Consider the following 26,141-nt stretch of genomic DNA (forward strand, 5'->3'; position numbering starts at 1 on the left):
CCCAAGATGCGCCGAAACGGAACATCGCGAGGAAATGCCCATGCCGCGGAAGCTGATCGATATTTCCGTGCCGCTCAGAAACGACGTGACGGCCGATCCGCCGGGCAATCACCCGACGATCCAGTATATTGATCACCAGCAGGGCCTGCCCCGCATGCTGCAGTTCTTCGACGGCCTCAAGGCGGAGGATTTGCCGGATGGCCAGGGCTGGGCGGTCGAGCAGGTCTCGCTGTCCACCCACAACGGCACGCATCTCGACGCGCCCTGGCACTTCCACCCGACCATGAACCGCGGCGAGCGGTCATGGACGATCGACGAGGTGCCGCTCGAATGGTGCCTGCAGCCCGGCGTGAAGCTCGACTTCCGCCACCTGGCCGATGGGTACGTGGTGACTGCCGACGATGTTGAGAAGGAGCTGAAACGGATCGGGCACACGCTGTCGCCGCTGGAGATCGTGGTCGTCAACACCAGCGCCGGCGCCAAATTCGGCCAGGCCGATTACGTCAACTCCGGCTGCGGCATGGGCTATGAGGCCACCATGTACCTGCTCGAACGCGGCGTGCGGCTGACCGGCACCGACGGCTGGAGCTGGGACGCGCCGTTCGTCTACACCGCGAAGAAATATGCAGAAACAAAAGATGCCGGCCTGATCTGGGAAGGTCACAAGGCGGGGCGACACATCGGCTATTGCCATCTCGAGAAGCTGCACAATCTCGACAAGCTGCCGTCGACCGGGTTCACGGTCTCATGCTTCCCGGTGAAGATCGAGCGAGCGTCCGCGGGCTGGACTCGAGCGGTCGCCATCGTCGACAATCAGGTCTGAGGCCTCACTCGCCGTCGAGGCCGCTCTCGGCGAGGTCGCGCAGCGCATCGGTATCCAGCACGACGATGGCGCCGTGCTCGAGACGAACCCAGTTGCGGCCGGCCCAGGCGCGCAATTGCTTGTTGATGCTCTCGCGCGTCATCCCCACCATCTCGCTGATCTCCTGCTGCGTGATGGCGAGCGTGCCGCTGCCGGAGTCGAACTTGCGCTCTTCGGTGAGACCGAGCAGCGCGCTCGCAAGCCGGCCCGGCAGATTTTGCAGGATCACCTGCTCGACCTGCTGGCTGGTCCAGCGCAGGCGCGCGCAAAGCAGCTCGATGAACTTCATCGCCAGCGCCGGCTGGCTCTTCACGAATGGCAGGAAGTCGCGGCGGTCGATGATGTAGAGCTCGCAATTGGTGTTGGCGGTCGCGTCGGCCGAGCGTGGCGCGCCATCGAGAACCGCGATCTCGCCAAAGATTTCTCCAGGACCGATCAGATTGAGAATAGCGTTCCTTCCATCCGGTGATGAAGAGGAAATCTTCACTGTCCCCGTGATCACCGCGAACAGGTTGTTGCCGGGATCGCCCTTGGCGGCGATCGTCGCGCCGCGCTTCACCGTGGTGTGCTTGGCGTAGCGGCAGAGCTGATCGAGCGCGTCCGGCTCCAGATCCGCGAAGATCGGGTGCTTGCGCAGGACCGATAATTTGTTGCCCGCAGCTTGTCGGGGGTCGCCGGTCTTGTCCTGAGGCACGCCGCTGGGCTCCTAAGACTGCGAGGCACTGGAGTTCCTGCGTAGTCAGTGTTGCCCGGCTTTTCAACCGGAAAGCATGTGCACGGTTAGAGGCAAATACGGCGAAAATGCCGCGGTCGGGCACAAAGGTCGCATCCGAAGGATGAGCCAACGCGTCCCGGTCGATGCAAAGTTGCAGCTCTCGCGCTCTGCATTGCGTTGAGGCGCTGCCGAAGGGCCACGAGCTGACCGTGGGAGGCTCCGCGGTAAGCGCGGCAAAACGCAAATGTGATCTCAGGAGCGTCAGTGCTTGGCGTCCGAATCGAGCCGGCCTGTACTGGTTTGCCGGTCTGCCCAGGCCAGAGCCCCGGCGAATGTGACAAATACGGCCACGACAGCGATCGTCATCAACAGCGCGTCAGTCGGCATGATGCCCTCCCCCGTTGTTTGGGGCATTATCGGCGGCCCGCAGCCGCCGTCATTGATCGGGATCAAAAATTGTCGAGCGCCGAATCAGGCCGCAGCCAAGGCCTCGACCTTCGCCGGATCGAGCAGACTGACGCCGCCGTGAATGATCTCGATCACCCCGTGCCGCTCCAGCTTGGTGAAGGTGCGGCTGACGGTCTCGATGGTCAGGCCGAGATAATCGGCGATGTCCTGACGGCTCATCGGCAGCGGAACCGTGTCCGAGGCACCCTTCAGGGAGACCAGCCGTTCGCGCCAGGCGAGCAGAAACGTCGCGACCTTCTCATCCGCCGATCGGCGGCCGAGCAGGACCATATGGTCGCGCGCCTGGCTCAACTCGCGAATCGCCAGCTCGTTGATCCGCCTGAGGAGATGCGGCCGGCTCTCGACGAAGCGGCCGAAGGGCGCCTTCGCGAACTGGCACACGGTGACGCCACCGATCGCATCGGCCGAAAAATTGTGACGGCCGGAAATATTCATCCCCAGGAAATCGCCTGGTAACGCAAATCCCACGATCTGCCGCCGACCGTCGGGCAACAGCTTGTAGAGCCGCATGACGCCGTCGAGGAGATTGTAGAACGAGGTCGTGGTGTCCTCCTCGGAGAAGACGGTCTCGCCCCCGTCAAAGAGGACGCGACGCCCCAGATGCTCGAATTCCTTGAGCTCGGCCGGGTCCAGCGACGAGCACACCGAGAAGTCGCGGACCGCACAATCGCGACAGAAATGCCCGTTCGGCTCGGTCGTCACCACGGAAGGCTTCATCCACCGCTCCACGCACCGGCTGCCCCGCATCAGGCCGAGCCCACCGCACGGGCTGCATTTTACTGCACTGCGCCAAAGCCGATTGACCTAGATCAATTTTGGAGGGCATGGCCGTTTTGCCCCGTTGCAGAGCGCAAACGGCGCTAGACCGCCTGAACTGTCCAGCCGATCAGCTCCTTTGCAATGCGGGCGAACGCTGTGTCGAACGCTGCGACCGCTGCGGCCGGCTCGACCTTGTCAAGCTTCTCGCTGGTCTCGACGAGGCGCGACGCGACCACTTTGCCGTTCTTGTCGACGATGCGTGCCGATAGTCCGATCTCGACCCGAGCCTCGCCTTCCGTGGCGATCCGGAAGCGCCTGATGTCGACCAGGAGCTGGTAGTCCGCCTGGCCGAGATCTGTCGTGCGCAACGGCGCGTGAGCGATGTCGTAATTCTCAAAGCTGTCGATCAGCCGCGCCTGCACCAGTTTTGGAATGCTATCGGCCCAGAGGAATTCCGCAAAACCCGGATTGTCCCCGCTGGGTGCAAACAGCATCCGCTGGGTCTGAAGCATCGCGACCGCGGTCGGCTCGGGAAGCGCCAGGGACGCCGAAAGCGTCTTGCCGGCCGGCCCAAGATTCTGCGGCGTGCGCAGGTCGTAGGTGATCTTCTGAGCCGGCGTCCCGCCGCCGGTCATCTTTTCGAGGCCCGCCAGAATACCGTCGATTTTTCCGGTGTTGCGCGCGAGGCCGTCGGAGAACGTCTTGAGGTTCGCGATGGTGTCCTTCAGCGGACCGGAATTGTCCTCCAGCACGGTGTCGACCCGTCGCAGCGCATCGCGCGCAGCCTGCGTCATGCTCTGGCCTGCACCGGCCTCGGCGATCAGGGTCACGCGCTCGCCGGCCTTGGCAACGATCATGCCGCCCTCCAGCGTCACCACCGGCACACCGGTCAGCCCCTGAAAATCGAGCCCGACCTTGGTGTCGGTACGCACGGGTGTCGTCGAGGCAACCGAGATCGTCGCATTGACGAAGCGCGGATTATCCGGCGCGAGGTCGATCTGCGTCACCTCGCCGACGCGGATGCCGTTGAACAGCACGCCGGCACCAACCAGCAGACCCGGCACCGGACCCTGGAATTGCACATGATAGTTCGCGCGCGGCCCGATGCCGCCCGTGTTGTTCAGCCAATAGACGAAGCCGAACACCGCGAGGATAGCGGCCAGCACGAAGCTGCCGATCAGCACATAGGGAGCGCGGGTTTCCATGTCTCATCTCATCTGGTGTTGCAGCATCTGCGAGCGCTTGCCGTGGAAATAGGCGCGCACCCAGGGATCCTCGGATTGTAGCAATTCGCGCATCGGGCCGATCGCCACGATCTTTCCGTCGGCGAGCGCGGCGACGCGGTCGCAGACCGTGGTGAGGCTCGCGAGGTCATGGGTGACCATGAATACGGTGAGCCCGAGGGTCTTCTGCAGGGTCCGGATCAGCGCGTCAAAATCGCCGGCGGCGATCGGATCGAGGCCGGAGGTCGGCTCGTCCAGGAACAGGATCGGCGGATCGAGCGCGAGTGCGCGGGCCAGCGCCACGCGTTTGGTCATGCCGCCCGAGAGCTCCGACGGATATTTGTCGGCGTCCTGCGCCCGCAACCCGACCATCTCGAGCTTGGCGATCGCGATCTCGTCCATCAGCTCCTGGGACAGCACGAGATTTTCGCGGAGCGGAAACTGCACGTTTTGACGAACCGTCAGCGAGGAGAACAGCGCGCCTTGCTGGAACAAAATGCCCCACGTCGTGGCCGCGCCTTCGGTGCGGCCACCGATCGGCTGTCCCATGACCTCGATGCTCCCGCCCTGGCGCGGGATGAGGCCGATGATGGTGCGCATCAACACCGACTTGCCGCCGCCGGACGCGCCCACCAGCCCGAGGATCTCGCCCCGACGGACATCGAGCGACAGATGGTCGAGCACGGTCTGGCGGCCGAAGCCGACCACGAGGTCGCGAACGCGGATCGCGGATACCTCTTGCGATTCGTCCATCGTCACATTCCGATCGAAGCAAAGAAGATCGCGAACAGGCCGTCGAGCACGATCACCAGGAAGATCGACTTCACCACTGACGTCGTCGTCTGCCGCCCGAGCGATTCCGCGCTGCCCTTCACGCGCAATCCTTCGCTACAGGCGACGATCCCGATCACCAGAGCCATGAAGGGCGCCTTCAGGATGCCGACCTCGAAATGGGTGACGGAGATGGCCTCATGCAGCCGCGCGATGTAGATCGCCGGCGCCATGCCGCCGTAGAACTGCGCGACCAGCCCTCCACCATAGAGCGCCGCAACCGCCCCAATGAACGCGAGGATCGGCAGCGCGATGACGAGGGCTGCTACTCGCGGCAGTATCAGGACATGGACGGGATCGAGGCCCATGGTCGAGAGCGCATCGATCTCCTCGCGCATCTTCATCGAGCCGAGCTCGGCCGTGTACGCGCTCCCCGACCGGCCGGCGACCATGATGGCGACGATCAGCACACCCAGCTCGCGCAGCACCAGGATGCCGACCATGTCGACAGTGTAGGACTCCGCACCGAACCTGCGGAAATGAAAGAACCCCTGCTGGGCGATGATGGCACCGATCAGGAAGGTAATGAGAACGACAATCGGAATGGCCTGCCAGCCGATCCGGTAGAGCTGATAGACAAGCGACGTCAGCCGCAGCGAGCGTGGCCGGCGCAGCACGCCGATCACGGCGATGAACAATGCACCCAGCATTTGAAGAAAGATCGTGACGTCTTCGCGCGCGCCAACCGTAGATTTGCCGAGATCGCCGAGCCTGAGCAGAATCGGGTTTGGCGCGGCCGCAACCGCCGGGGGGTGGCGGTTGACCTGACGCACCTCATCCATCAGGCCGCTGAAATGATCGGCAACGCCGACGAATTCGGCCGATCTGCCGGATGATGCGGCCCGTCGCGACAGCTTCTCCAACACCCAGGCGCCGAGCGTGTCGAGCGCACTGACGCCGGACATGTCCAGCGTCACGGCACTGGATCGATCGACATCCGCTCCGACCGATCGGGACAGCGTTTCGAGCACCGACACGTTGGCTGCCGTCCACGGCCCTTCCGGGCGCAATTTCAGCACATCGCCGGAGGGCGTTGCCAGCAACAGCGGTTCGGAGTTCACGCTTCCACCTCATCGGGACAATCGGTCCCCATTCAGCCGGCATTTTTAGGCCTGCGTATGGCGGCCGGGTTGACCTGTCTCAAGACCAGGATCGCGCGCCGTCCCTTGACGCAAATCAAGCGCGGCCGCGCCGCCGGGCTAGGTGTCAGGCGCGGTCCATCATCCGCTCAGCACGATTGTGCCGGTGCTGGTGCCGCTGATCGCGATCATCGTCAAGAGTCTGCGGAAAACGGCCACGGAACCCGCCACATCGCGCGAAGCGCACTCGTGATCGGAACGATCAGAGCTTGAGCCTGACGTCACAGAGGTCGGGCTCGGTCGAATCCGGCTTCACGTCGAAGCCGAGCTGGCGGCACATCTCAAGCATTGTGGTGTTCTCCCTGAGAACATCACCCGAGATGGTCTTCAGACCCTCCGACCTCGCATAGGCGATGATCAACTGCATCAACGCCCATCCGAGCCCCCTGCCCTTGAGGTCGGACCGCAGCAGGATCGCATATTCGCCGCTCTCATAGACCGAGTCCGAATGCAGCCGGACCACGCCGACCATCTCGCCGGTCGCTTCGTCGAATGCGATGAAGGCCATTGCGCGCGCATAGTCGAGCTGGGTCAGGCGCGCGATGAACTCGTGCGTGAACTCCTTCATCGGCGCAAAGAAGCGCAGGCGGAGGTCGTGCGCCGTGACGTGACGCAGGAATTCGTGGATGGTCGGCTCGTCCTCGGGACGCAAGGGCCGTACGAAGATGCGCCAGTCGTCCTTGAGCGCCAGGCGCCGCTCCCACTGCGAGGGATAGGCCCGGACGGCGAAGTTGGCCGGACCGGAGCCGGCGAATTTACGCTGCGGCGGCCCCACCGCGACGCGGGCGTCGACCGCGGTCACGCCGGTCTCGTCCGCAAGCAACGGGTTGATGTCGAATTCACGGATCTCGGGAATGTCGGCGGCCATCTGGGCGAGCTTGACCAACACCATCGCGACGGCGTCCTGCTCGACCGCGGGTACGTCGCGATAGGCCTTCAGCAGCCGTGATACGCGCGTGCGGCCGATCAGGTCGCGGGCGAGTTGCAGATCGAGCGGCGGGAGCGCCAGTGCCTTGTCGTTGATGATCTCGACCGCCGTCCCGCCCCGGCCGAAGACGACGACGGTGCCAAAGGTGGGATCGTCGGCAAGACCCAGGATCAGCTCGCGCGCCTTCGCCTTGACGACCATCGCCTGCACGATGACGCCCTCGATGCGGGCTTCGGGACGGAGCCTCCTCGCCCGCGCGAGAATGTCGGTGGCAGCCGCGCGCACGGCCTCCGGCGTCGTCAGATTGAGGACGACGCCGCCGACGTCCGACTTGTGGACGATGTCGCGCGACATGATCTTCAGCACAACTGTGGCGCCCTGCGCGAACATCTCGCTGGCGTAGGCGACGGCCTGCTCGACATCGGTCGCAGCACGGGTCGGTACCATCGCGACGTCATAGGCCCCGAGCAGGTGCTTGATCTCGACGGGATCGAGCCATTTGCGGCCGTCTGCGATCGCAGCGGCGACGATCTGCCTGGCGGCCCGGGCGTCAGGCACGAACGTGTCGGGCATCGCGGGAGGAACCTGGCTCAGCTCCTCTACGACCTCGCGATGCCTCACGAGATGCATGAAGCCGCGCACCGCATCATCTTCGGTCGGATAATTCGGAATGCCCGCGCCGGAGAGCGCCTGAATGATGTTCGGATCGGCTCCGACCCAAGCCGCCAGCACGGGCTTCGCCCATCGGCGCTGCTGCTCGCGATATTTGCCGACGAGCTCGGTCACGGTCGCGGCGATGTCGGCCGCCGGGGCGATCGCGGTCTGCACGTTGAGGACGAGGACCGCATCATTATCAGGGTCTGCGAGCAGCACCTCCAGCGCCGCCGCGTAGCGCGATGCATCGGCATCACCGACGATGTCGACGGGATTTGCACCGGACCAGGTCGGCGGCAGCACTGCATCGAGGCTCCTGCGCGTCTCAGCCGAGATGGACGCCGGGATTCCGCCAAGCTCCACCAACCGATCCACGGCCAGGACACCGATGCCGCCGCCATTGGTGAGGATGGCGAGACGCTTTCCCGCCGGCGGTTCGACGCGACCGAGCGTCTCGGCGCAATCGAACAGCTCGCGCAGATCGGAGACCCGCAGGACGCCCGCACGGCGGAACGCGGCATCATAGACGGCGTCGGCGCCGGCGAGCGCGCCCGTATGGGTTGCCGCCGCTTTGGCACCCTGCGTCATACGGCCGGACTTCACCACGACGACCGGCTTCACGCGCGCCGCGGCCCGTGCCGCCGACATGAACTTGCGCGCGTCCTTGATGGCTTCGATGTAAAGCAGGATCGCGCGGGTCTTGGGATCCATCGCGAAATGGTCGAGCAGGTCGGCAATATCGACGTCGATCTGATCGCCGATCGTGACAATGCCGGAGAACCCGACGCCGCGCTGCGCAGCCCAATCCACCATTCCGGCTGCGATCGCGCCGGATTGCGAGATCAGCGCGAGGTTGCCCGCCCCCGGCATATGCGCGGCAAAGCTGGCATTGAGGCTGACGCCGGGCATCATGATGCCGAGGCAGTTCGGCCCAATCAGCCGCATGCCGTATTTGCGTGCCGCAGCGATCGCGGCCTCGTGCAGGGATCCCGGTCCGTGACCGAGGCCCGCCGAGACGATCAGCGCGCCGGCCGAGCCGCGACGTCCGGCCTGGTCAATGATGCCGGGAACCTCTCGCGCCGGCGCGGTGATGACCACGAGCTCGGGCACGAAGTCCAGCCTGTCCAGACTGCCCACCGCAGCGATGCCGCCGATCTCGGCATGGCGCGGATTGACGAGGCCGAACCGACCCTTGAACTCGGCTTTGTGAATGTTCTCGAGAACGGCGCGTCCGACCGAGACCGGGCGGGCGCTCGCGCCGACGAGCGCAACCGAACGCGGCGACAGCAGATTCTTCAAGCGACAGGTTGACATGGAAGCAAATGCGCCCGGTCGGTGGCGGTTCCGATGGTTGACGATCGGCCGATAAACTGGCGATGCGCCTAGTGCGAGATCATAACCCAGCACGGCGGCTGGCCAATGACAGTCTTTGTCACACCACCCCAGACGATCTCGTTCAGGCGTGAATGATGGTAGGCCCCCATCACGATCGCGTCCATGGCATGGGAATTCGCCCAGCTTCCGAGCACCTTGCCGATCGAGCTGCCGCCGCCCTTCGTCGTTTCGAACGAGGCGTAGACCCCGTGTTCCCTCAGATGGTCGACGAGCGCGGTTCCGGATTGCACGATCGCATCGGTCTTGTCGTCCGCCACCGTGACCACCCGGACGGATGCCGCAGCCTGAAGAATGGGCAGCGCGTCGCCGACGGCCCGCGCGGCACGGGCGGAGTGATCCCAGGCGATCATGACGTTCTCGAACTCCGGTCGCAGCTCGTCCACATGCTGTTCCGGGCAGAGCAGTAGCGGCCGGCCGGATTCGAACAGGAGCGTTTCGATGATGCGTTCCGTTTGACTGTCATGCGGCCTCACGGGGACCAACGTCAGATCGCTGAAGCGCGCATGCTCGGCCAGGATCGACGCCATCTGGTCCGCCGGCACCTTACCCGATCGGCTTTGGGCACGAATGTTGGCGCGGGAGGCTGCATTGGTGAAGGCGTTGAGGAGTTGCTGCACGTCGCTTAGCTCACGCGAACCGCTCGCCTCCGGGGGATCCAAATCGCCAGGGATGAAGACCTTCGGCCGCACGAAAACATCTTCCTCGAGCGCGAGCGCGGTGATCCTGGCGCCGAGGTCTGCGGCGACAGCCACGCATGTCGCGATCGCAGCGAGGGCCGGCCCGCGCGGTTGACCGACAAGGGGCAGAAAGACATCCTTGATGGGCATCGGGATTCTCCTTACCGGTTAGGATAAGCCACCTTTCGCCGGGAAGCTTGATCCTCCTCAAGGCGGGAACACCGCGCAGCCAACCGACGACAGGCTTTGACCGATGTCAAGGACTGGCTTCGATCCACCTCTAGGAGTTAGCCTGCGGCCTCACCGCCGGTGCATCTGGATTTGCTCGCAGAGATGACGGACGATTTTGCAACTCAGGAACGGGTCTTCCAAGCGCTGAGCGCGCGTCCTGGCGTGAAGCGGATCGACACGCACGCAGCCTCGGTGCTTCTGGACGGGACACGCGCGCTGAAGATCAAGCGAGCAGTCAAGTTTCCATTTCTCGACTATTCGACGCTCGAAAAGCGCGAGGCGGCCTGCGAAGAGGAGATCAGGATCAACCGACCGCTCGCGCCGCAAATCTATCACCGCGTCGTGGCGATCACGGAGGAGCCGGATGGATCGATCAAGATCGACGGTCGCGGCCGGCCGGTCGAGTATGCAGTCGACATGTCCCGCTTCGACGAAAACCGGACGCTGGACCATGTGGCAAAAGCCGGCCCGCTGGATGCAGAGCTTGCCCCGGCCATCGCGGATGCGATCACGGCGTTGCATGCGAGAGCGCCCGTCGCGGACGGCACCGCATGGATTGCCTCCATTCCTGCGCTGATCGATGGCAACAGCACCGGGCTGCTCAGCGGTGACCATTTCGAGGCAACAGAGGTTGATCAGCTCGACAAAGCCTCACATCAGGCATTTCTGCGCGTCCGCGCTACACTGGAAGAACGCGCGCGCCACGGCTTCGTGCGCCGCTGTCACGGCGACTTGCATCTTGCCAATATCGTGCTGATCGATCGGCGGCCTGTCCTGTTCGACGCGCTCGAATTCGACACGCAGATGGCGACTGTGGACGTGCTCTACGATCTTGCGTTCGCGCTGATGGACCTGCTGCGCCATGACCAGCCGGCCACGGCCAATGCCGTCCTGAACCAGTATCTGATGACGGCGCCCGACGAAACGCTGGACGCCCTGGCTGCGCTGCCACTGTTCATGTCCATTCGCGCGGCGATCCGTGCGCAGGTGGCGCTGGCGCGGCTGAGGCGGCCTGATGCCAACGGCCCCGGCACTCTCGACGAGGCGCGCCGCTATTTCGAGCTCGCCCAGGCTTTGATTCATCAACCCGCCCCTCGCCTGATCGCGGTTGGCGGACTGTCAGGCACCGGCAAATCCGTGCTCGCCCGCACGCTGGCGCCCACCGTGACGCCACAGCCCGGCGCCGTCGTGCTGCGCAGCGACGTCATTCGCAAGCAGCTGTTTCAGGTGGGACACACCGAACGGCTACCGCCGTCCACGTACCGGCCTGACGTGACGGCGCGCGTCTACGAGGTGCTGATGCAGCGCGCCCGGCAGGTTCTGGCGCAAGGCCATTCGGCGATCGTCGACGCCGTCTTTGCGCGCGAGTCCGAGCGAGACGAGGTGGCCGCCCTGGCACGCGAGTGCGGCGTACCGCTCAATGGACTATTCCTCGTCTCCGACCTCGCCACCCGCCAGGCGCGAATCGGTAGCCGCCGGGGCGACGCGTCCGACGCCACGCAAGAGGTTGCCGCGCAGCAAGAGCACTATAATATCGGCCATGTCGGTTGGGCGACCATCGATGCATCCGGGACACAAGCGCAGACGCTCCAGAACTGCCGGGACGTAATCGCTGAGGGCAAATAAGGCAATCTGATTGGCGCGGGCTAGGATGGCGCGACCCACCACGAGTTCGATGGCGATCGCTCGCGCCAAGCCTGCGGCGCGACGCAATGTTCTGCCCGGCCGCCTCAGCCCCGGCATGGCCTGCGACACCGCGTTCCGGATCATCGCCCGCCGTCACCTCGATGCCGTCCTCGCCCAGCACGATGGCACCTGCCACGGCGATCCGGAGGCGCTGCATCAGATCCGGATCGCACTGACGCATCTGCGCACCGCCATCCGCTTCTTCTCGCCCATGGTGGACGATGCCCTGCGGCCGAATGTCTGGGCCGAACTGAAATGGCTGAATAGCCAGCTCGGCATGGTGCGCGACCTCGACGTGGCGATCGAGCGGGTTATCGCCGAGAGCGGAGGCGAGCTTGACGTGATTGCCGAGCTTCAGCATTGGGACGAGAAGCGCTCCGAGAGCCACCGCCTGCTGGCGCGCGCGCTGCAGTCGGCGCGGTATCGCCGTCTTGTCGAGCAGACCTCGGCCTGGATCGAGAGCGGTCCTTGGTCGACCCGGCGCAGCAAGGAGGCCATCCGATTGCGCCGCTGCCCGCTCGCCGACCACGCGACGGCGCAGCTCACGGAATGGGAAACGACGCTGCTCAGGAAGGCGCGGAAACTCCGCAAGCTCGACGTCGAAAAACGGCACAAGCTGCGGCTCCTCAACAAGCGGCTGACCTATTCGATCGAGTCGCTGGGGGATTTGTTTGCGGACGAATCGCTGACGAAGCAGAAGTCGATCCTCAAGCAATTGCGCAAGGCGCAGAGGTCCCTCGGGCGATTGAACGACGATGCGCGAGGGCAAACCCTGGCAGCGTCACTGAACGAGGCCGTCCCCGAGGCGGGCATTCGCTTCCTCGACCGGAAGCGCCAAAAGAAGCTGTTGCGGACCGCCTCGAACGCCTACCGGAAACTGGACAAGGCCAAGCCGTTCCGCTCCTCCGACCTTGCCCCGAATGCAGAGCCCGAAGATTAGGTGCGGACCAGCTTGATTTGGGTCAAATCAGCTTCCTGCCGGCGACCTAAGCTCCACACATCGATATTCGTGTGAACTTGCGGAGCTTTCCCATGCGCGCCCACCAGATCATGACCCGCTCGGTCATCTCGGTTACCCCCCACACCAGCATCGTCGAGGCGGCAAACATCATGCTGAAGCGGCACGTCAGCGGCCTCACCGTGGTCGACGATGCCGGCAAGCTGGTCGGCGTGGTCTCCGAGGGGGATTTCGTCCGCCGCAGCGAAATCGGCACCGGGCGCAAGCGAGGCCGCTGGCTGCAGTTCATCCTCGGCCCCGGTAACTCCGCCAGCGATTTCGTCCACGAGCATGGCCGCAAGGTCTCGGAGGTGATGACCGCCTCGGTCGTGACCATCACCGAGGATACGGCGCTCGCGGAGATCGTCGATCTCATGGAACGGAACAACGTGAAGCGGCTGCCGGTGGTGCGCGGCGACAAGGTCGTCGGCATCGTCTCGCGCGCCAATCTATTGCAGGCGGTGGCGGGGCTCGCCCGCGAGGTACCGGATCCGACGGCCGACGACGATCACATTCGCGGCCGCATCATCGACACCATGGAGAAAAATGACTGGTGCCCGTTCGGACTGAACGTCATCGTCCGGGACGGCATCGTTCATCTCAGCGGTGTCATCACTGAGGAACGCGCGCGTCAGGCTGCCGTCGTTGCGGCGGCGAACGTCGAGGGCGTCAAGAAGGTGCACGACCATCTGTGCTGGGTCGACACAGTATCGGGCGTCTATCTGAATTCGCCCGAGGACGACGATCTCGCCAGGGCCAGCTAGGCGCTTAGCGGGGAATGACGGCGGTGGCTTCGATCTCGACGCGCGCCGCCTTCTCGACGAGGCGGACGACCTGCACCAGCGCCATCGCAGGATAGTGCGCACCGAAGGTGGCACGGTAGCTCTTGCCGAGCTCCCTCAGGTTCGCCAGGTATTCGTCCATGTCGACGACGTACCAGGTCAGCCGCACGAGGTGCTCGGGCCGCGCACCCGCCTCGGCTAATATCTCGGCGACGTTGCTCAGGGCTTGGCGCACCTGTGCGACAAAGCCGTCCGCGAGACGCTCTTCGGCGTCCCAACCGATCACGCCGCCGGTGACGACGATGCGTCCCTCGGCGGCCATGCCGTTGGCATAGCCTTTCGGCAGCGGCCAGCCGGACGGTTGGAGCACCTGCGCCCTGGAGCCGGTTTCGCCCTCGGCTGCTGTCGGCAGCACCGCGAGGTGCGGGCCTTTCGGCGTCGTCACGGACAATTCTTCATCCTTCTCTTATTCCGCCGCAACGCCAGAGGACGTCGCTGCAGCCTGCGCCAACTGCCGCAGGGCAAATCGCTTCAACTTGCCGGTCTCGGTCTTCGGCAGTTGCGCCACGAACTCGATCGCGCGCGGATACTTATAAGGCGCAATCTCACGTTTGACATGCTCCTGCAACTCCGCTGCGAGTTGAGCGTCCGGCGTCACACCGGAGGCGGCGATGATATAAGCCTTTACGATCATGCCACGCGCCTCGTCCGGCGCACCGACGACGCCGCACTCGGCTACGGATGGATGCGTCAGCAGCGCCGCCTCCACATCCGTGCCCGCGATGTTGTACCCGGCCGACACAATCATGTCGTCGGAGCGCGACTGGTACCAGAAGTAGCCGTCGCTATCCATCAGATAGGTATCGCCGGTGATATTCCAGCCGTTCTGGACGTATTTGCGCTGCCGCTCGTCGGCGAGATAGCGGCAGCCGGTCGGGCCGCGCACCGCGAGCCGCCCCATCGTGCCCGGCGGCAGATCATTGCCGTCGTCATCGACGATTTTTGCTTCGTAACCCGGCACGGGTTTGCCGGTTGCGCCGGGACGGATCTCGTCCTCGGTCGCGCTGATGAAGATGTGCAGCAGCTCGGTCGAACCGATGCCGTCCATCAGCTTGATGCCGGTGGCCTTGAGCCAGGCATCGAATGTCGGCTTGGGAAGGGTCTCGCCGGCAGAAATGCACTTGCGCAGCGAGGAGATGTCGCGACCCGCGAGCTTGCCGATCATGGCGCGATAGGCGGTCGGCGCGGTGAAGCAGACCGAGGTCTTGTATTGCTCGATCGCCGTCAGCATGTCGTCCGGCGTCGTCTTGTCCAGCACGACGAAGGAAGCGCCGATATGCATCGGAAACAACACGCCGCCGAAGCCGAAGGTAAAGGCGAGCGGCGCTGAACCGACGAAGCGATCCTTCTGCTCCGCCCTCAAGATGTTGTGCGCATAACCGTCGCAGACCGCCAGCATATCCCGATGGAAATGCATCGTGCCCTTGGGATCGCCCGTCGTGCCCGACGTGAAGGCAATTAGGCAGATGTCATCGGCGGCGGTATCGACCGCCTCGAACTCCAGGCTCGCATCAGCAATCAACGCCTCCAGCGAGTCCGACGCGCCGTTGCCCCAATAGACCACGTGCTTGAGGCCGGGCGCCGCCGCTTTCGCCTTCTCCATCTCCTCCGAGAGTTTTCCGTCGCAGAGCGCGAGTGCAATCTCCGCCTTCTGAATCGGATAAGATAGTTCCTTGGCGCGCAGCAGAGGCATAGTCGCCACGACGATGCCGCCAGCCTTGATCACCGCGAGATAGGTCGCAACCATCATCGGGTTGTTGGCGGAGCGCAGCAGCACGCGTCCGCCGGTTACGAGACCAAGCTTGCGAACCAGCACGTTGGCGATGCGGTTCACGAGCGCTTGCAGCTCGCGATAGGTGTAGCTGACGGCCGGACTGATGACGCAGGACGCGTCACCGTGGCCCTGCTCGACCCAGCGGTCGAGAAAATAGCTGACGCAGTTCAATCGCGGCGGATAGTGCAGCTCCGGCCGCGTGAAGATGAATTCGGGCCAGAACTCTCGCGGCGGCAGATGCTGCCGTGCGAATGTATCGACGTGGGCCGTCGCGGCGTTGCCGTCATACGAACCCGACTCTTGAGCCTTAGCGGCGTTGGCCATCGCACGCTCCTTTCAGCATGGAAAGCACCCGGCAGCATCATCTGGAAAACATTTTAGGCTTAAAACAATTCGGCGCAATAGCGGATTTTGGGCATCCCATGCATTTTCCTGCGGCAAGGTGGGACTGGCGGGGTGCCCCGCTGGCGGACTACGGCCGGCGGCGACCGGCCGATTTCTGCGCCGATGCCTTTGTCTTGGCCAGGAGCCGCATCAATTCGCGGACATCCTTCGGGGTCAGGTCGGCGAACAGATCGGCAATCCAGGTCTCGTGCTCCGCAGCCATCCTGCGAAACTCGGCGCGGCCCAGCTTTGTGAGGCGGATCACCTGGACGCGGCGGTCCGTCTCCGAGGTGCGCCGGTCGAGATGGCCCGATTCCATCAGCCGTTCGACGAGGCCGGTGACGTTGCCGTTGGACACCATCATGCGCTTGGATACGTCGGACAGCGTCATGCCATCGGGCGCCTTGTCGAGCTGCGCCATCAGGTCGAACCGGGGCAGCGTGACGTCGAAGCGCTGCCGCAGGCGGCCGCGGACTTCACCTTCGATCAGCGTCGTGCAGGTGAGCAGACGCAGCCACAGCCGAAGCTCTTCGGCGTGGTCCTCCGGCGTCTCGACGGCCTTGGTCTCGGAATCGAGCATCTCGATGCAGTCACTCATGGCCGGCCTTGGCGCCAGCACGGATTCCCCAACGTTTTGAGCTTCAAATAAATCGGCCCCGGCCGCAAGCCTAAAGCTGCAACAATCGACCACACTTGAATTTCTTTAGGCTTCAATTAACTGGCGCGCCGCTTGCATGCGCCACTGCCCGCAGGATGGCCACGCCTTGAGCTTGCTTGCCGCGGCCGCCATCATCGGCATAAGCTTGGATTGGAGTACGCGGCTTGCTGCGCAAGCCCGATCGTCACGGGGGACACATCATGAAGACGCAAATGACCTTTGCCGCTGCCGCCCTGCTGCTCGGCACCGCAGTGAGCCCTTCCCTCGCCCAGGAGAAGATCAAGCTGGGCGTGGTCGTGACCCTGTCGGGCCCCGCCGCCGCGCTTGGCCAGCAGGTCCGCGACGGCTTTGCGCTCGCCGTGAAAGATCTCGGCGGCAAGATGGGCGGCCGGGATGTCGAGGTGATCGTCGCCGATGACGAGTTGAAGCCCGACGCAGCGGTCACGAAGGTCAAGGGCCTTCTGGAGCGCGACAAGGTCGACTTCGTGGTCGGCCCGATCTTCTCCAACATCCTCCAGGCGATCCACCGCCCCATTACGGAGTCCAAGACGTTCCTGATCAGCCCCAACGCCGGCCCATCGACTTTCGCCGGCAAGGACTGCAACGCGTTCTTCTATGTGACGTCGTATCAGAACGACCAGGTCCACGAGATCCTCGGCAAGGTCGCGCAGGATCGCGGCTACAAGCGCATGTATCTGATGGTGCCGAACTATCAGGCCGGCAAGGATTCAGTGGCGGGCTTCAAGCTCGACTACAAGGGCGAGATCGTCGAAGAATCCTACATGCCGCTGAACACGCTGGACTTCCAGCCGGAACTTTCCAAGATCTCGTCGCAGAAGCCCGATGCGCTGTTCACGTTCATGCCGGGCGGCCTCGGCGTCAATCTCGTCAAGCAATACCGGCAGGCCGGCCTTGCCGACAGCATTCCGGTGCTCTCGGCTTTCACGGTGGATGAATCGACCTTGCCGGCGCAGCAGGATGCGGCCGTCGGCATGTTTGGCGGCGCGAACTGGGCGCCCAATCTCGACAATCCCCAGAACAAGAAGTTCGTCGCGGCCTATGAAGCCGCCTACAACGTCGTGCCCGGCACCTATGCTTTCCAGGCCTATGACGCCGCGATGCTGATCGACAGCGCGGTCAAGGCCGTGAAAGGCGATCTCTCGAACAAGGATGCGGTTGGGGCTGCGCTGAAGAAGGCCGACTTCATCTCTCTGCGCGGCGCGTTCAAGTTCAACACCAACGGCTATCCGATCCAGGATTTCTATCTGACCAAGGTCGCCAAGCGTGCGGACGGCAAGTTCCAGACCGAGATCGTTCAGAAGGTCTTCGAGAACTATGGCGACCGCTATGCCAAGGACTGCAAGGCGGCAAACTAAGCCGCACCGCATTACGGGAGGACTGCAATGAAAAGCGAAATCACTGGCATCACGCGAGCCAATGAAGGGATCCAGGGCATTTCCTGGAACATCCTCGGCCAGACCTATGTGCCGAAGAGCAATACCGAACACAGCTTCTCTTGGCACGCGACATTGCCGCCGGGCACATTCGTGCCGCCGCACATCCATCCCGACCAAGATGAGTATCTCTACATGCTCGAGGGCAAGCTCGACTTCGTGCTCGGCAATTCGGAGTCGCAGGCGACCGCGGGCGATCTGATCCGCCTCGGCATGGGCGTGCCGCACGGCATCTTCAACAAGTCGGAGCAGACTGCAAAGGTGCTGTTCTGGGTGTCGCCGACCCGAAAGCTGTTCGACTTGTTCTGGGGCCTTCACAACATGAAGGAACAGAAGCCCGAGGACGTGGTGGCGATGGCCGCCGAGTTCAACATCCACTTCCTGCCGCCGCCGCCGCCCGGCGGCTAGCAGCGAGTCTCAAGCGCGCACCGCCGCAAGTCCCGGCACGGCGGCGAAGCCGGCCTTGGTGGCGTAGCCGCGCACGATCGCCTCGCGCTGGGAATAGCTCAGCACGTTGTCGACGTTGTCGAAGCCATCGGGCGCAAGCTGCTCGACGGCGTCGATGACGCCCTCGGGGCCGCCGCGCCGGTTGGAGCGGACGATGTCAGCGGTCATCGGCAGCCGCTTCTTCTCATATTCAAGCAAAGCCTGACGCGGATGCTCGGCGCGCACCAGCGCATCGGCAAGGCAGCGCGCGTCGAGGATCGCCTGAGATGCGCCGTTGGAGCCGACCGGATACATGGGATGCGCGGCATCGCCGAGCAGCGTAACGCGCCCGGACGACCAGTAAGGCAAGGGATCGCGGTCGCAGGTCGGATATTCGTAGAATTCCGGCGTTGCCGAGATCAGGCTCTTGACGTCGATATAGGGCACCGAGAAGCGCGCGACATGCGGCATCAATTCCTCGCGCCGGCCGGGCCGCGACCAGTCTTCTTTCCGGGGCGGCGGGGCATTACCTTCGCCGACCTTCACCAGCACCGCCCAGTTGGTGAGACGGCTCGCCGTGCTCGATCCCTCTGCGATCGGATAGATCACCACCTTGGCGTTGAGGCCGCCGGCCACGATCATCGACTTGCCGGTGAGGAACAGCGGCCAATCGCGCGCACCGCGCCATAGCATCAGGCCGTTCCAGCACGGCGGTCCCTCGTTCGGGAACAGCGTGTCGCGAACGCGTGAATGGATGCCGTCAGCGCCGATCAGGATATCGCCACGCGCAGTATGAATGTGCGCGCCCGAGCGGTCGAAGAAATAAGCGGTGACGCCGCCCTCGTCCTGCGTGAAGGCGCCGAGGCGGCAGCCGGTGTGAATTGCCTCCGGCCCGAGCCGCTCCTCGACGGCGCGATGGATGACGCCCTGAAGGCGGCCGCGGTGAATCGAGAATTGCGGCACGTCATGGCCGGCGTCGATGCCGCGGGCTTCGCGCCAGACCTCCTGGCCGTGGCGATTGAGGTAATAGAGCTGGTCGGTGCGGATCGCGACGTCGTCGAGCTGCTGGAGGAGACCGAGGCCGGCAAGCTCCCGCATCGCATGCGGCAGCGTGTTGATGCCGACGCCGAGTTCGCGGATGGTGTCGGCCTGCTCGAAAATCTCGCATCCGATGCCGCGCGAGCGCAGCATCAATGCCGTGGTGAGACCACCGACACCGCCACCGACGATAATCGCCTTCATCGCCCTTACTCCACTCGAAAATACGCCAGGCAATGGGGCTAAAGTCGCACGGGCGGTCACTCCGCCGCAAGCGGCTTTGTCGCCTCCGCCTTGAGCTCGGCCCGGGTCTTGGGCTTAGCCTTAATTCTCAGCTCCTCGAGATCCCGCCGGTCGCGCACGTTGTTGCGGAAAATCTGATCTGTTCTGTGCAAGTACTGCGGCGCAAATCCCCATTGCTAGCCTCCCGCAGCAAGTCCGGGGCTCAGTCGCCCCTGAAGACCGGCTTGACCTTGTTGGCGAACGCTTCGAAGGCGCGCTCGAAATCCCCCGTGGTCATGCACAGCGCCTGGGCAACGGCTTCCGCTTCGATCGCCTCTTCAATCGACATCGCCCATTCCATCGCCAGCATCCGCTTGGTCATGGTGTTGCCGAAGGTCGGCCCTTCCGCGACCTGCTTGGCCAGCAACTGCGCCTGGGGCAGCACCTGCTCGGGCGTGACGATGCGGCTGAAAAAGCCCCAGCGCTCGCCCTCTTCCGCCGTCATGAACCGGCCGGTGTAGAGCAGCTCGGAGGCGCGGGACTGTCCGATGATCCGCGGCAGGATCGCGCAGGCGCCCATGTCGCAGCCGCCAAGGCCCACCTTATTGAAGAGGAACGCGACCTTCGCGCCGCTCGCCGCGAGCCGCATATCCGATGCCATCGCGATGATCGCGCCGGCGCCAGCGCAGATGCCCTCGACCGCTGCCACAATGGGTTGAGGGCAGGCCCGCATCGCTTTGACGAGGTCGCCGGTCATCCGCGTGAAAGCGGTCAGCCCCTTGGTGTCCATCTTCACGAGCGGGCCGATGATCTCGAACACATCGCCGCCGGACGAGAAGTTACCGCCGGCGCCGGTGACGATGATGGCCTTGACTGCATCATCGAAAGCGCAGGCGCGGAAGAAATCCGTCAGTTCCCGATAGCTCTCGAACGTCAGCGGATTCTTTCGCTCGGGACGGTTGAGCGTCACCGTGGCAACGCTGTCGACCACCGCCAGCAGGAAGTGCTGCGGCGAATAATCCGCGAGCGGCACGGTCACAGGATTGGCTGGTCTGCTCATGCGGTCTCCTTAGTATGTTTGTTCCGCGCTACTAGATTTCGCCGCCTGCGACTGCAATCGCCTGCCCGGTAATCGCACCAGCGCCTTCGCCGCACAACCAAAGCACTGCGTCTGCCACCTCTTGAGGCGTGATCAGCCGCCCTTGCGGATTGTGCTTCGCGAGTTCGGCGATCGCCTGCTCGCGGCTTCTCCCGGTCTTCTTGATGATGTTCTCGATGCTGCCGGCGACAAGATCGGTATCGGTGAACCCCGGGCAGACCGCGTTGACGGTCACGTTGCTTCCGGCCATCTCGAGCGCAAGCGAACGTACGAGACCGACCACGGCGTGCTTGGCGGCCGTGTAGGCACTGACATAAGCATAGCCCTTGAGCCCGGCCGTCGATGCAATTGCGACAATGCGGCCATAGGGGCGCTCCTTCATGCCCGGCAGAACGCCCTGGATGGCATGGACGACGCCCATGAAATTGACGTCCATCATGCGCGCAAACAGGGCAGCGTCCGATTTCGCGAACGGCGCGGATTCTGCACTTCCCGCGTTGGCGATCAGGATGTCGATCGGCTTTCGCGCGCTCGCTTCAGCGATAGCGGCTTTCAGTGATAATTCGTTCGAGACGTCGGCGATCGCAGCAAAATGCGCGGCACCTGCGCTGACCGCCTCTTCTAGAACAGCGGCGTTCCGGCCGAGCACCGTCACGGTTGCGCCTGCCCCGACAAGAGAGGCTGCGATGGCGCGGCCGATGCCGCGACCGCCACCGGTCACGAGCGCGTGCGGCGAGTGCGGTAATCCGGACATGCGCTGGCTCCTTGGCTCTGCTGATCGTTCCTCGATATATTTTAACCTTCAAGTTTTTGCAACGAAGCTGCCGTAGCGCCGCGAACGCCTTCGCACGAGAGACCGGCCCGAAAATTGCTTTAAGTATAAAATTATCGCTTCCCATCCCCCACAGGCCTGTTAGCATCGCCCGGCCGAGCAAAAGGATGTCGCGTGTCGCAGCCTGCGCCAATGATAACAAAAGACGGCCGCTTCGCCTATGAAGCCGCGGGCGATCCGGACGCGACACCCCTGATCTTCCTGCATGGCATTGGCGGCGCGGCACGGGCTTGGCGGCAGCAGCTTACCAGATTCAGCACCCAGTTCCGCGCAATTGCATGGGACATGCCGGGCTACGGCAGATCGGCTCCGCTCGCCAGCGTCAGCATTGCGGCCCTTGCCGATGCGCTCCAGCAATTCATTGAGCAGCTTGGTGCGACAACGCCAATTCTGGTCGGCCATTCGATCGGTGGCATGATCGTGCAGAAATGGCTGGCGCAATCTCCGAAACTGGCCCGCGCGATCGTCCTCGCGCAGACCAGCCCGGCCTTCGGCAAGGCCGATGGCGATTGGCAGCAATCGTTCATCGCGGCGCGGCTTTGGCCGCTCGATCGCGGCGAGACCATGAAGTCGCTGGCTCCCTCCCTGGTGAAGGAGCTTGTCGGCGACGATCCTGATCCGAAGGGAATGGAGCTTGCGCGCGAGTGCATGGCAAGCGTGCCCGAGGCGAGCTATCGCGCCATGATGCTGGCTTTGATGGGTTTCGATCAACGCAGCACGCTCAAGGACATTTCCGTCCCGACGCTGTTGTTGTCCGGCTCCAAGGACAACAACGCGCCTGCCCCCATGATGGCAAAGACGGCAACATTCATTCCCACCGCCGAATATGTCGAGCTGGCTGGTGTCGGCCATCTCGCCAACCTTGAACGCCCTGACGCGTTCGACGAAGCGCTCGGCCGGTTCCTGAATTCCGTCGCGACCAAAACGTAGGGTGGCTGCGCAATGACCATGCAAGTCAGAAAGAACATCGGCGCAACCGACAAGGTCGCGCTGGATGCTCCGATCTTCGATCCCGTCGCATTCCGCCTGAGCGACGAGCAGGCCGGCATCATCGCGCGCGCCCGCGAGATCGGCCAGAGCGTGTTCGCTGGTCGCGCGGCGACTTACGATCGCGAAGCGATCTTCCCGACTGAGAACTATCGCGACCTGCATCGCGTCGGCCTGCTCGGCATCGCGGTTCCCAAGAAGCATGGCGGGCTCGGCGCGAACTATCAAACCTACGCGCTGGCGGCAGCCGAAATCGGCCGCTATTGCGGCGCGACCGCCCTCACCTGGAACATGCACGTCTGCTCGACCCTGTGGTCAGGTCCGCTCGCCGACGATCTCGACATGGATGCGGAGACCCGCGCCGAGCACGAACGAAGGCGCGCGGTTCATTACAAGCGTATCGTCGAGGATGGCGCGATCTACTCGCAGCCCTTTTCCGAGGGCGGAGCGGCCGCGGCGGGCGGCGTCGCGTTCGGCACAGAAGCAAAGCCCGTGAAGGGCGGTTGGATCGTCAACGGCAAGAAGATCTTTGCATCGCTGTCCGGTCATGCCGACTACTACGGCGTGCTCTGCACCGAGATCGAGGAGGGCGAAAAAGCCTCGCGCCGCAACACCCTTTACCTCGCGATCGCCGCGAAATCGGACGGTGTCTCGGTGGTCGGCGACTGGGATCCGCTCGGCATGCGCGGCACAGTCTCTCGCACGCTGCTGTTCAAGGATGTGTTCGTCCCTGAGGAATCCGCGCTGATGCCGCGCGGCGTTTATTTCCAGGCGGCGATGCGCTGGCCTCATATGTTCCTGACGCTGTCGCCGACCTATATGGGCCTGGCGCAAGCCGCCTATGATTTCACCGTGCGCTATCTTCGCGGCGAGGTGCCGGGCATGCCGCCGGTCAAGCGCCGGATGTACCCGACCAAGCAGATCGCGGTCGCGCAGATGCAGATCAAGCTCGAGCAGATCAAGGCGATCTGGTTCCAGGCGGTCACCGAGGCCCACGCCAATCCAAGCAAGGAGCAGGTGCTGCGCGCCTATGCCGCGCAATATTCGGTGATGGAGGGCGCCAATGAGCTCGCCGCGCTCGCGATCCGCACCTGCGGCGGTCAGGCCATGCTCCGCTCGCTCCCGCTGGAGCGCATCTATCGCGACAGCCGCTGCGGCTCGCTGATGCTGCCCTGGACAGCCGAGCTCTGCCTCGACCGCATCGGGCGCGAGGCGCTGTACGAGGCCGGTGAAACGGACGACTGACCGTGGACCTCTGTAGTCTGATCGATCGCAACGCGGCGTTCGCGCCAGACAAGACGGCGATCGCCTTCGAAGGTGAGCGGCTGAGCTACGCCTCCCTCGCCGCGCGCATCGAGCGCACCGCCACGGCGTTGAAGCAGGAGCTCGGCGTCGGCCGAGGCGACCGCGTCGCAATCCTGAGCCTGAACCGGCCGGACTACCTGGTTCTGCTCTACGCATGCGCGCGACTGGGTGCGATGCTGGTGCCGCTGAACTGGCGGCTGGCGGTTGCCGAGCAGCGCTTCATTCTCACCGATGCGGGCGCAAAGGTCCTGGTGCTCGAGCAGGCATTTGCGGGAGTTCTCCCGGAGCTTGCGCCGGGGACGGCCGTCATCGGCCTCGATTTCGCGCCGTCGCGGGGCGTGACATTCGAAGACCTGCTGGCTCGCAGCGAAGGCAGCGGCCGCAATCCGCACACCGATCTCTCCTGCCCGCTGCTCGTCGTCTACACGTCTGGAACGACGGGACGGCCGAAGGGCGCTGTTCTGCGGCAAGAAGCCTTGTTCTGGAACGGCGTCATGAGCCAGCACATGCACAACATGGTCTCGGGTGATCACGTGCTGACGGTACTGCCGTTCTTCCATGTCGGCGGCCTCAACATCCAGACCACGCCGGCGCTGCAGCTTGGCGCGACCGTCACGATCCACGCCCGCTTCATGCCGGATACTGCGCTCGCGGCCATTGAACGGGAACGACCGACCCTGACAGTGATGGTGCCTGCAATCCTCCAGGCCGTGAGCGAGCATCCCGCCTGGACAACGACTGATCTCTCGTCGCTCAAAGCCGTCTCGACCGGCTCGACCATCGTGCCACCGCACCTGATCGACCGCTTCGTGGCGCGCGATGTTCCGGTGCTTCAGGTCTATGGATCGACGGAAACCTGCCCCATCGCAGTCTACACCCGGCTTGGCGGCGATCTTTCGCGCGCGGGATCGACCGGACTTGCCGGCCTGTGCTGCGAAGCGAAGGTGATCGATCAGGCCGGCAATGAGGTCCCTGCGGGTGCGCCGGGCGAAATCGCCGTACGAGGGCCCAACGTGTTCTTCGAATATTGGGGCAATGCGGATGCCACGCACGATGCGCTGCACGACGGTTGGTATCGCACCGGCGATATCGGCCTGTGCGATGCCGACGGGTATTTCTGGGTCCGCGACCGCAAGAAGAATGTGATCATTTCCGGCGGCGAGAACGTCTATCCGGCCGAGGTCGAGCGCGTCCTGCTCGAACATCCCGATGTCAGCGAATGCGCCGTGATCGGCCGGCCGGACCCGCGCTGGGACGAGGTGCCGATCGCCTACGTCATCGGGCGGTCCGGCTGCCGGCTCGAAGCGGAGGAGCTGAGAGCGCATCTTCAGACGCAGCTCGCCCGTTACAAGGTTCCGCGCGACATCGTCTTCGTCAACGACCTGCCGCGCACGGCGCTTGGCAAGGTCCAGCATTTCCTGCTGAAGCAGCTTGATGCGCAGTCGCGCGCGCAAGGAGAAGCATCTTGAAGATTGCAGTTCTGGGTGGGGGAAACGGCTCTTTCGCGGCCGCGGGCGATTTTGCGCTGTCGGGGCATGAGGTCCGGCTCTGGCGCCGCGACACCGATCAGGTGACGGAGCATCGCGCGGCCGGCTCGCACATCCTGGTCAAGGATCATAATGGCCGGCACGATGTGAAGCTCGCGCTGGTGACGACCGACATCGCCCAAGCAATTGATGGCACCGAGCTGATTCTGTGCCCCGCCCCTGCCTTCGCGCAGCCGGACATTGCTCGTTTGCTCGCTCCGCATTTGCGGGACGGCCAGGTCGTGTTCCTGCCGCCCGCCACGTTCGGCTCGATGATCTTCGCCCAAGCCGCGCGGGATGCCGGAAACCACGCCAAGGCAAGCTTTGCCGAGACCGGCACGCTGCCTTGGCTGACCCGCAAGCACGGGCCGTTCGAGGTCGCAATCACCATCCGTGCCAAGCGGCTGCCGGTCGGCGTGTTTCCGCTCGATCAGGCCGCGCATGCACTCGAAGTGATCGGACGCGCTTTCCCTGATGCGATCGAGCCCTGCGGCGATGCGCTCTCCGGCGCGCTGATGAATGCTGGGCCCATCATTCACCCGCCGCTGATCGTGATGAACGCCGGCCCGATCGAGCATTTCGAACGATGGGACATCCACAAGGAAGGAACGCAAGCCGCGATCCGCCGGGTGACCGACGCGCTCGACGCAGAACGGATCGCCGTACGCGAAGCGCTTGGCTATGGCGCTCCGCATTTCCCGCTGGCCCACCACTACGCCAAAGAAGGCGAGATCTGGATGTATGGCCGTGGCTCGCACGACCGGCTGACCGATTCCGGCGACTGGCGTGAGCGGATCGTGCTGACCGAGCACCGCTATATGCGCGAGGATTTGCGGCTTGGGCTATCGCTGCTGGTCTCCGTTGCCGGCATCGCGGGTGTATCCACGCCGCTGGCCAGAGCATTCCTCTCCCTCGGCGGCGCTGTGTGCGGTGAGGATTTTGCGCAAGGCGGCCGAACGCTCGAGACGCTCGGACTAGGCAATCTCGGCAAGGCCGAACTACAGACGATTCTCCGTACGGGGTTTTAAC

24 protein-coding genes and 1 pseudogene are annotated in these 26,141 nt (G+C 64.1%); 11 read left to right on the top strand and 14 right to left on the bottom strand.

The annotated features are described in order from the left end of the window. Positions 1-40: 40 nt before the first annotated feature. Positions 41-823 carry a cyclase family protein gene (locus tag AC5ZFO_RS40205; RefSeq protein ID WP_071917324.1) on the top strand — a complete coding sequence of 261 codons (783 nt, stop codon included), beginning with the start codon at positions 41-43 and terminating at the stop codon, positions 821-823. A gap of 4 nt (positions 824-827) precedes the next feature. Here the strand turns inward: AC5ZFO_RS40205 and AC5ZFO_RS40210 are convergent, their stop codons facing one another. From AC5ZFO_RS40210 to AC5ZFO_RS40235, 6 genes are all read right to left on the bottom strand, one after another. Next, on the bottom strand, positions 828-1,556 hold the full coding sequence (locus AC5ZFO_RS40210) for a Crp/Fnr family transcriptional regulator (protein WP_445216688.1): 729 nt from the start codon (positions 1,554-1,556) through the stop codon (positions 828-830). Positions 1,557-1,838: 282 nt separating this feature from the next. Beyond that, positions 1,839-1,964: a hypothetical protein gene (locus AC5ZFO_RS40215; protein WP_282524616.1), complete on the bottom strand. Its 126-nt coding sequence runs from the start codon at positions 1,962-1,964 to the stop codon at positions 1,839-1,841. A gap of 84 nt (positions 1,965-2,048) precedes the next feature. Then, positions 2,049-2,762: a helix-turn-helix domain-containing protein gene (locus AC5ZFO_RS40220; RefSeq protein ID WP_496123599.1), complete on the bottom strand. Its 714-nt coding sequence runs from the start codon at positions 2,760-2,762 to the stop codon at positions 2,049-2,051. Between the two features lie 143 nt (positions 2,763-2,905). Beyond that, positions 2,906-4,009, bottom strand: coding sequence for an ABC-type transport auxiliary lipoprotein family protein (locus AC5ZFO_RS40225; RefSeq protein ID WP_496123600.1), 1,104 nt, complete (start codon positions 4,007-4,009; stop codon positions 2,906-2,908). A gap of 3 nt (positions 4,010-4,012) precedes the next feature. Continuing rightward, positions 4,013-4,780: an ABC transporter ATP-binding protein gene (locus tag AC5ZFO_RS40230; RefSeq protein WP_496123601.1), complete on the bottom strand. Its 768-nt coding sequence runs from the start codon at positions 4,778-4,780 to the stop codon at positions 4,013-4,015. A 2-nt stretch (positions 4,781-4,782) separates the two neighbouring features. Then, positions 4,783-5,919: an ABC transporter permease gene (locus AC5ZFO_RS40235; protein WP_496123602.1), complete on the bottom strand. Its 1,137-nt coding sequence runs from the start codon at positions 5,917-5,919 to the stop codon at positions 4,783-4,785. Positions 5,920-6,061: 142 nt separating this feature from the next. On the opposite strand from AC5ZFO_RS40235, the pseudogene AC5ZFO_RS40240 reads away from it, so the two are divergent. Continuing rightward, positions 6,062-6,190, top strand: a pseudogene (locus AC5ZFO_RS40240) (phage holin family protein); the annotation flags it as partial. Positions 6,191-6,199: 9 nt separating this feature from the next. On the opposite strand, the gene AC5ZFO_RS40245 reads toward AC5ZFO_RS40240, so the two are convergent. Both AC5ZFO_RS40245 and AC5ZFO_RS40250 read right to left on the bottom strand, forming a co-directional pair. Beyond that, positions 6,200-8,893: a bifunctional acetate--CoA ligase family protein/GNAT family N-acetyltransferase gene (locus AC5ZFO_RS40245; RefSeq protein ID WP_496123603.1), complete on the bottom strand. Its 2,694-nt coding sequence runs from the start codon at positions 8,891-8,893 to the stop codon at positions 6,200-6,202. A gap of 68 nt (positions 8,894-8,961) precedes the next feature. Next, on the bottom strand, positions 8,962-9,801 hold the full coding sequence (locus AC5ZFO_RS40250; protein ID WP_496123604.1) for a universal stress protein: 840 nt from the start codon (positions 9,799-9,801) through the stop codon (positions 8,962-8,964). Positions 9,802-9,984: 183 nt separating this feature from the next. Here AC5ZFO_RS40250 and AC5ZFO_RS40255 point away from each other — a divergent pair, with 183 nt between their 5' ends. The 3 genes from AC5ZFO_RS40255 to AC5ZFO_RS40265 all read left to right on the top strand — a co-directional run bounded on the left by AC5ZFO_RS40255 (position 9,985) and on the right by AC5ZFO_RS40265 (position 13,329). Next, complete coding sequence (locus AC5ZFO_RS40255; protein ID WP_496123605.1) at positions 9,985-11,508, top strand: bifunctional aminoglycoside phosphotransferase/ATP-binding protein; 1,524 nt, start codon at positions 9,985-9,987, stop codon at positions 11,506-11,508. 25 nt (positions 11,509-11,533) lie between these two features. Then, complete coding sequence (locus tag AC5ZFO_RS40260) at positions 11,534-12,508, top strand: CHAD domain-containing protein (protein ID WP_496123606.1); 975 nt, start codon at positions 11,534-11,536, stop codon at positions 12,506-12,508. A 92-nt stretch (positions 12,509-12,600) separates the two neighbouring features. Further along, positions 12,601-13,329 carry a CBS domain-containing protein gene (locus AC5ZFO_RS40265; RefSeq protein WP_496123607.1) on the top strand — a complete coding sequence of 243 codons (729 nt, stop codon included), beginning with the start codon at positions 12,601-12,603 and terminating at the stop codon, positions 13,327-13,329. A 4-nt stretch (positions 13,330-13,333) separates the two neighbouring features. Here the strand turns inward: AC5ZFO_RS40265 and AC5ZFO_RS40270 are convergent, their stop codons facing one another. From AC5ZFO_RS40270 to AC5ZFO_RS40280, 3 genes are all read right to left on the bottom strand, one after another. Beyond that, on the bottom strand, positions 13,334-13,792 hold the full coding sequence (locus tag AC5ZFO_RS40270) for a RidA family protein (RefSeq protein ID WP_404979872.1): 459 nt from the start codon (positions 13,790-13,792) through the stop codon (positions 13,334-13,336). A gap of 21 nt (positions 13,793-13,813) precedes the next feature. Continuing rightward, the gene (locus AC5ZFO_RS40275; protein WP_496123608.1) at positions 13,814-15,505 is read right to left on the bottom strand and encodes a benzoate-CoA ligase family protein; all 1,692 of its coding nucleotides are present in this window, start codon (positions 15,503-15,505) and stop codon (positions 13,814-13,816) included. 148 nt (positions 15,506-15,653) lie between these two features. Continuing rightward, positions 15,654-16,163 carry a MarR family winged helix-turn-helix transcriptional regulator gene (locus AC5ZFO_RS40280; protein WP_496123609.1) on the bottom strand — a complete coding sequence of 170 codons (510 nt, stop codon included), beginning with the start codon at positions 16,161-16,163 and terminating at the stop codon, positions 15,654-15,656. 260 nt (positions 16,164-16,423) lie between these two features. On the opposite strand from AC5ZFO_RS40280, the gene AC5ZFO_RS40285 reads away from it, so the two are divergent. Further along, positions 16,424-17,599, top strand: coding sequence for an ABC transporter substrate-binding protein (locus tag AC5ZFO_RS40285; RefSeq protein ID WP_496123610.1), 1,176 nt, complete (start codon positions 16,424-16,426; stop codon positions 17,597-17,599). 27 nt (positions 17,600-17,626) lie between these two features. Next, complete coding sequence (locus AC5ZFO_RS40290) at positions 17,627-18,085, top strand: cupin domain-containing protein (protein ID WP_282524603.1); 459 nt, start codon at positions 17,627-17,629, stop codon at positions 18,083-18,085. A 9-nt stretch (positions 18,086-18,094) separates the two neighbouring features. On the opposite strand, the gene AC5ZFO_RS40295 is transcribed toward AC5ZFO_RS40290, so the two are convergent. The 3 genes from AC5ZFO_RS40295 to AC5ZFO_RS40305 form a co-directional block, all read right to left on the bottom strand. After that, on the bottom strand, positions 18,095-19,345 hold the full coding sequence (locus tag AC5ZFO_RS40295) for a flavin-dependent oxidoreductase (RefSeq protein ID WP_496123611.1): 1,251 nt from the start codon (positions 19,343-19,345) through the stop codon (positions 18,095-18,097). 241 nt (positions 19,346-19,586) lie between these two features. Further along, on the bottom strand, positions 19,587-20,423 hold the full coding sequence (locus tag AC5ZFO_RS40300; protein WP_496123612.1) for an enoyl-CoA hydratase family protein: 837 nt from the start codon (positions 20,421-20,423) through the stop codon (positions 19,587-19,589). A 31-nt stretch (positions 20,424-20,454) separates the two neighbouring features. Continuing rightward, the gene (locus tag AC5ZFO_RS40305; protein ID WP_496123613.1) at positions 20,455-21,216 is read right to left on the bottom strand and encodes an SDR family NAD(P)-dependent oxidoreductase; all 762 of its coding nucleotides are present in this window, start codon (positions 21,214-21,216) and stop codon (positions 20,455-20,457) included. Positions 21,217-21,426: 210 nt separating this feature from the next. Here AC5ZFO_RS40305 and AC5ZFO_RS40310 point away from each other — a divergent pair, with 210 nt between their 5' ends. Genes AC5ZFO_RS40310 through AC5ZFO_RS40325 form a run of 4 tightly spaced genes read left to right on the top strand, consistent with a single transcriptional unit; the run spans position 21,427 to position 26,140 of the window. Next, positions 21,427-22,224, top strand: a complete 798-nt coding sequence (locus AC5ZFO_RS40310) for an alpha/beta fold hydrolase (RefSeq protein ID WP_282524601.1) — start codon at positions 21,427-21,429, stop codon at positions 22,222-22,224. A gap of 12 nt (positions 22,225-22,236) precedes the next feature. Next, on the top strand, positions 22,237-23,526 hold the full coding sequence (locus tag AC5ZFO_RS40315) for an acyl-CoA dehydrogenase family protein (protein ID WP_282524600.1): 1,290 nt from the start codon (positions 22,237-22,239) through the stop codon (positions 23,524-23,526). A 2-nt stretch (positions 23,527-23,528) separates the two neighbouring features. Further along, entirely contained in the window at positions 23,529-25,055 is a 1,527-nt protein-coding gene (locus AC5ZFO_RS40320; RefSeq protein ID WP_496123614.1) for a class I adenylate-forming enzyme family protein, read from the top strand. Further along, positions 25,052-26,140 carry an NAD/NADP octopine/nopaline dehydrogenase family protein gene (locus AC5ZFO_RS40325; protein ID WP_496123615.1) on the top strand — a complete coding sequence of 363 codons (1,089 nt, stop codon included), beginning with the start codon at positions 25,052-25,054 and terminating at the stop codon, positions 26,138-26,140. The genes AC5ZFO_RS40320 and AC5ZFO_RS40325 overlap by 4 nt, the downstream gene beginning before the upstream one ends. The last annotated feature ends 1 nt before the right edge of the window (position 26,141 follow it).

It is taken from the genome of Bradyrhizobium sp. Unk1, assembly GCF_059512345.1.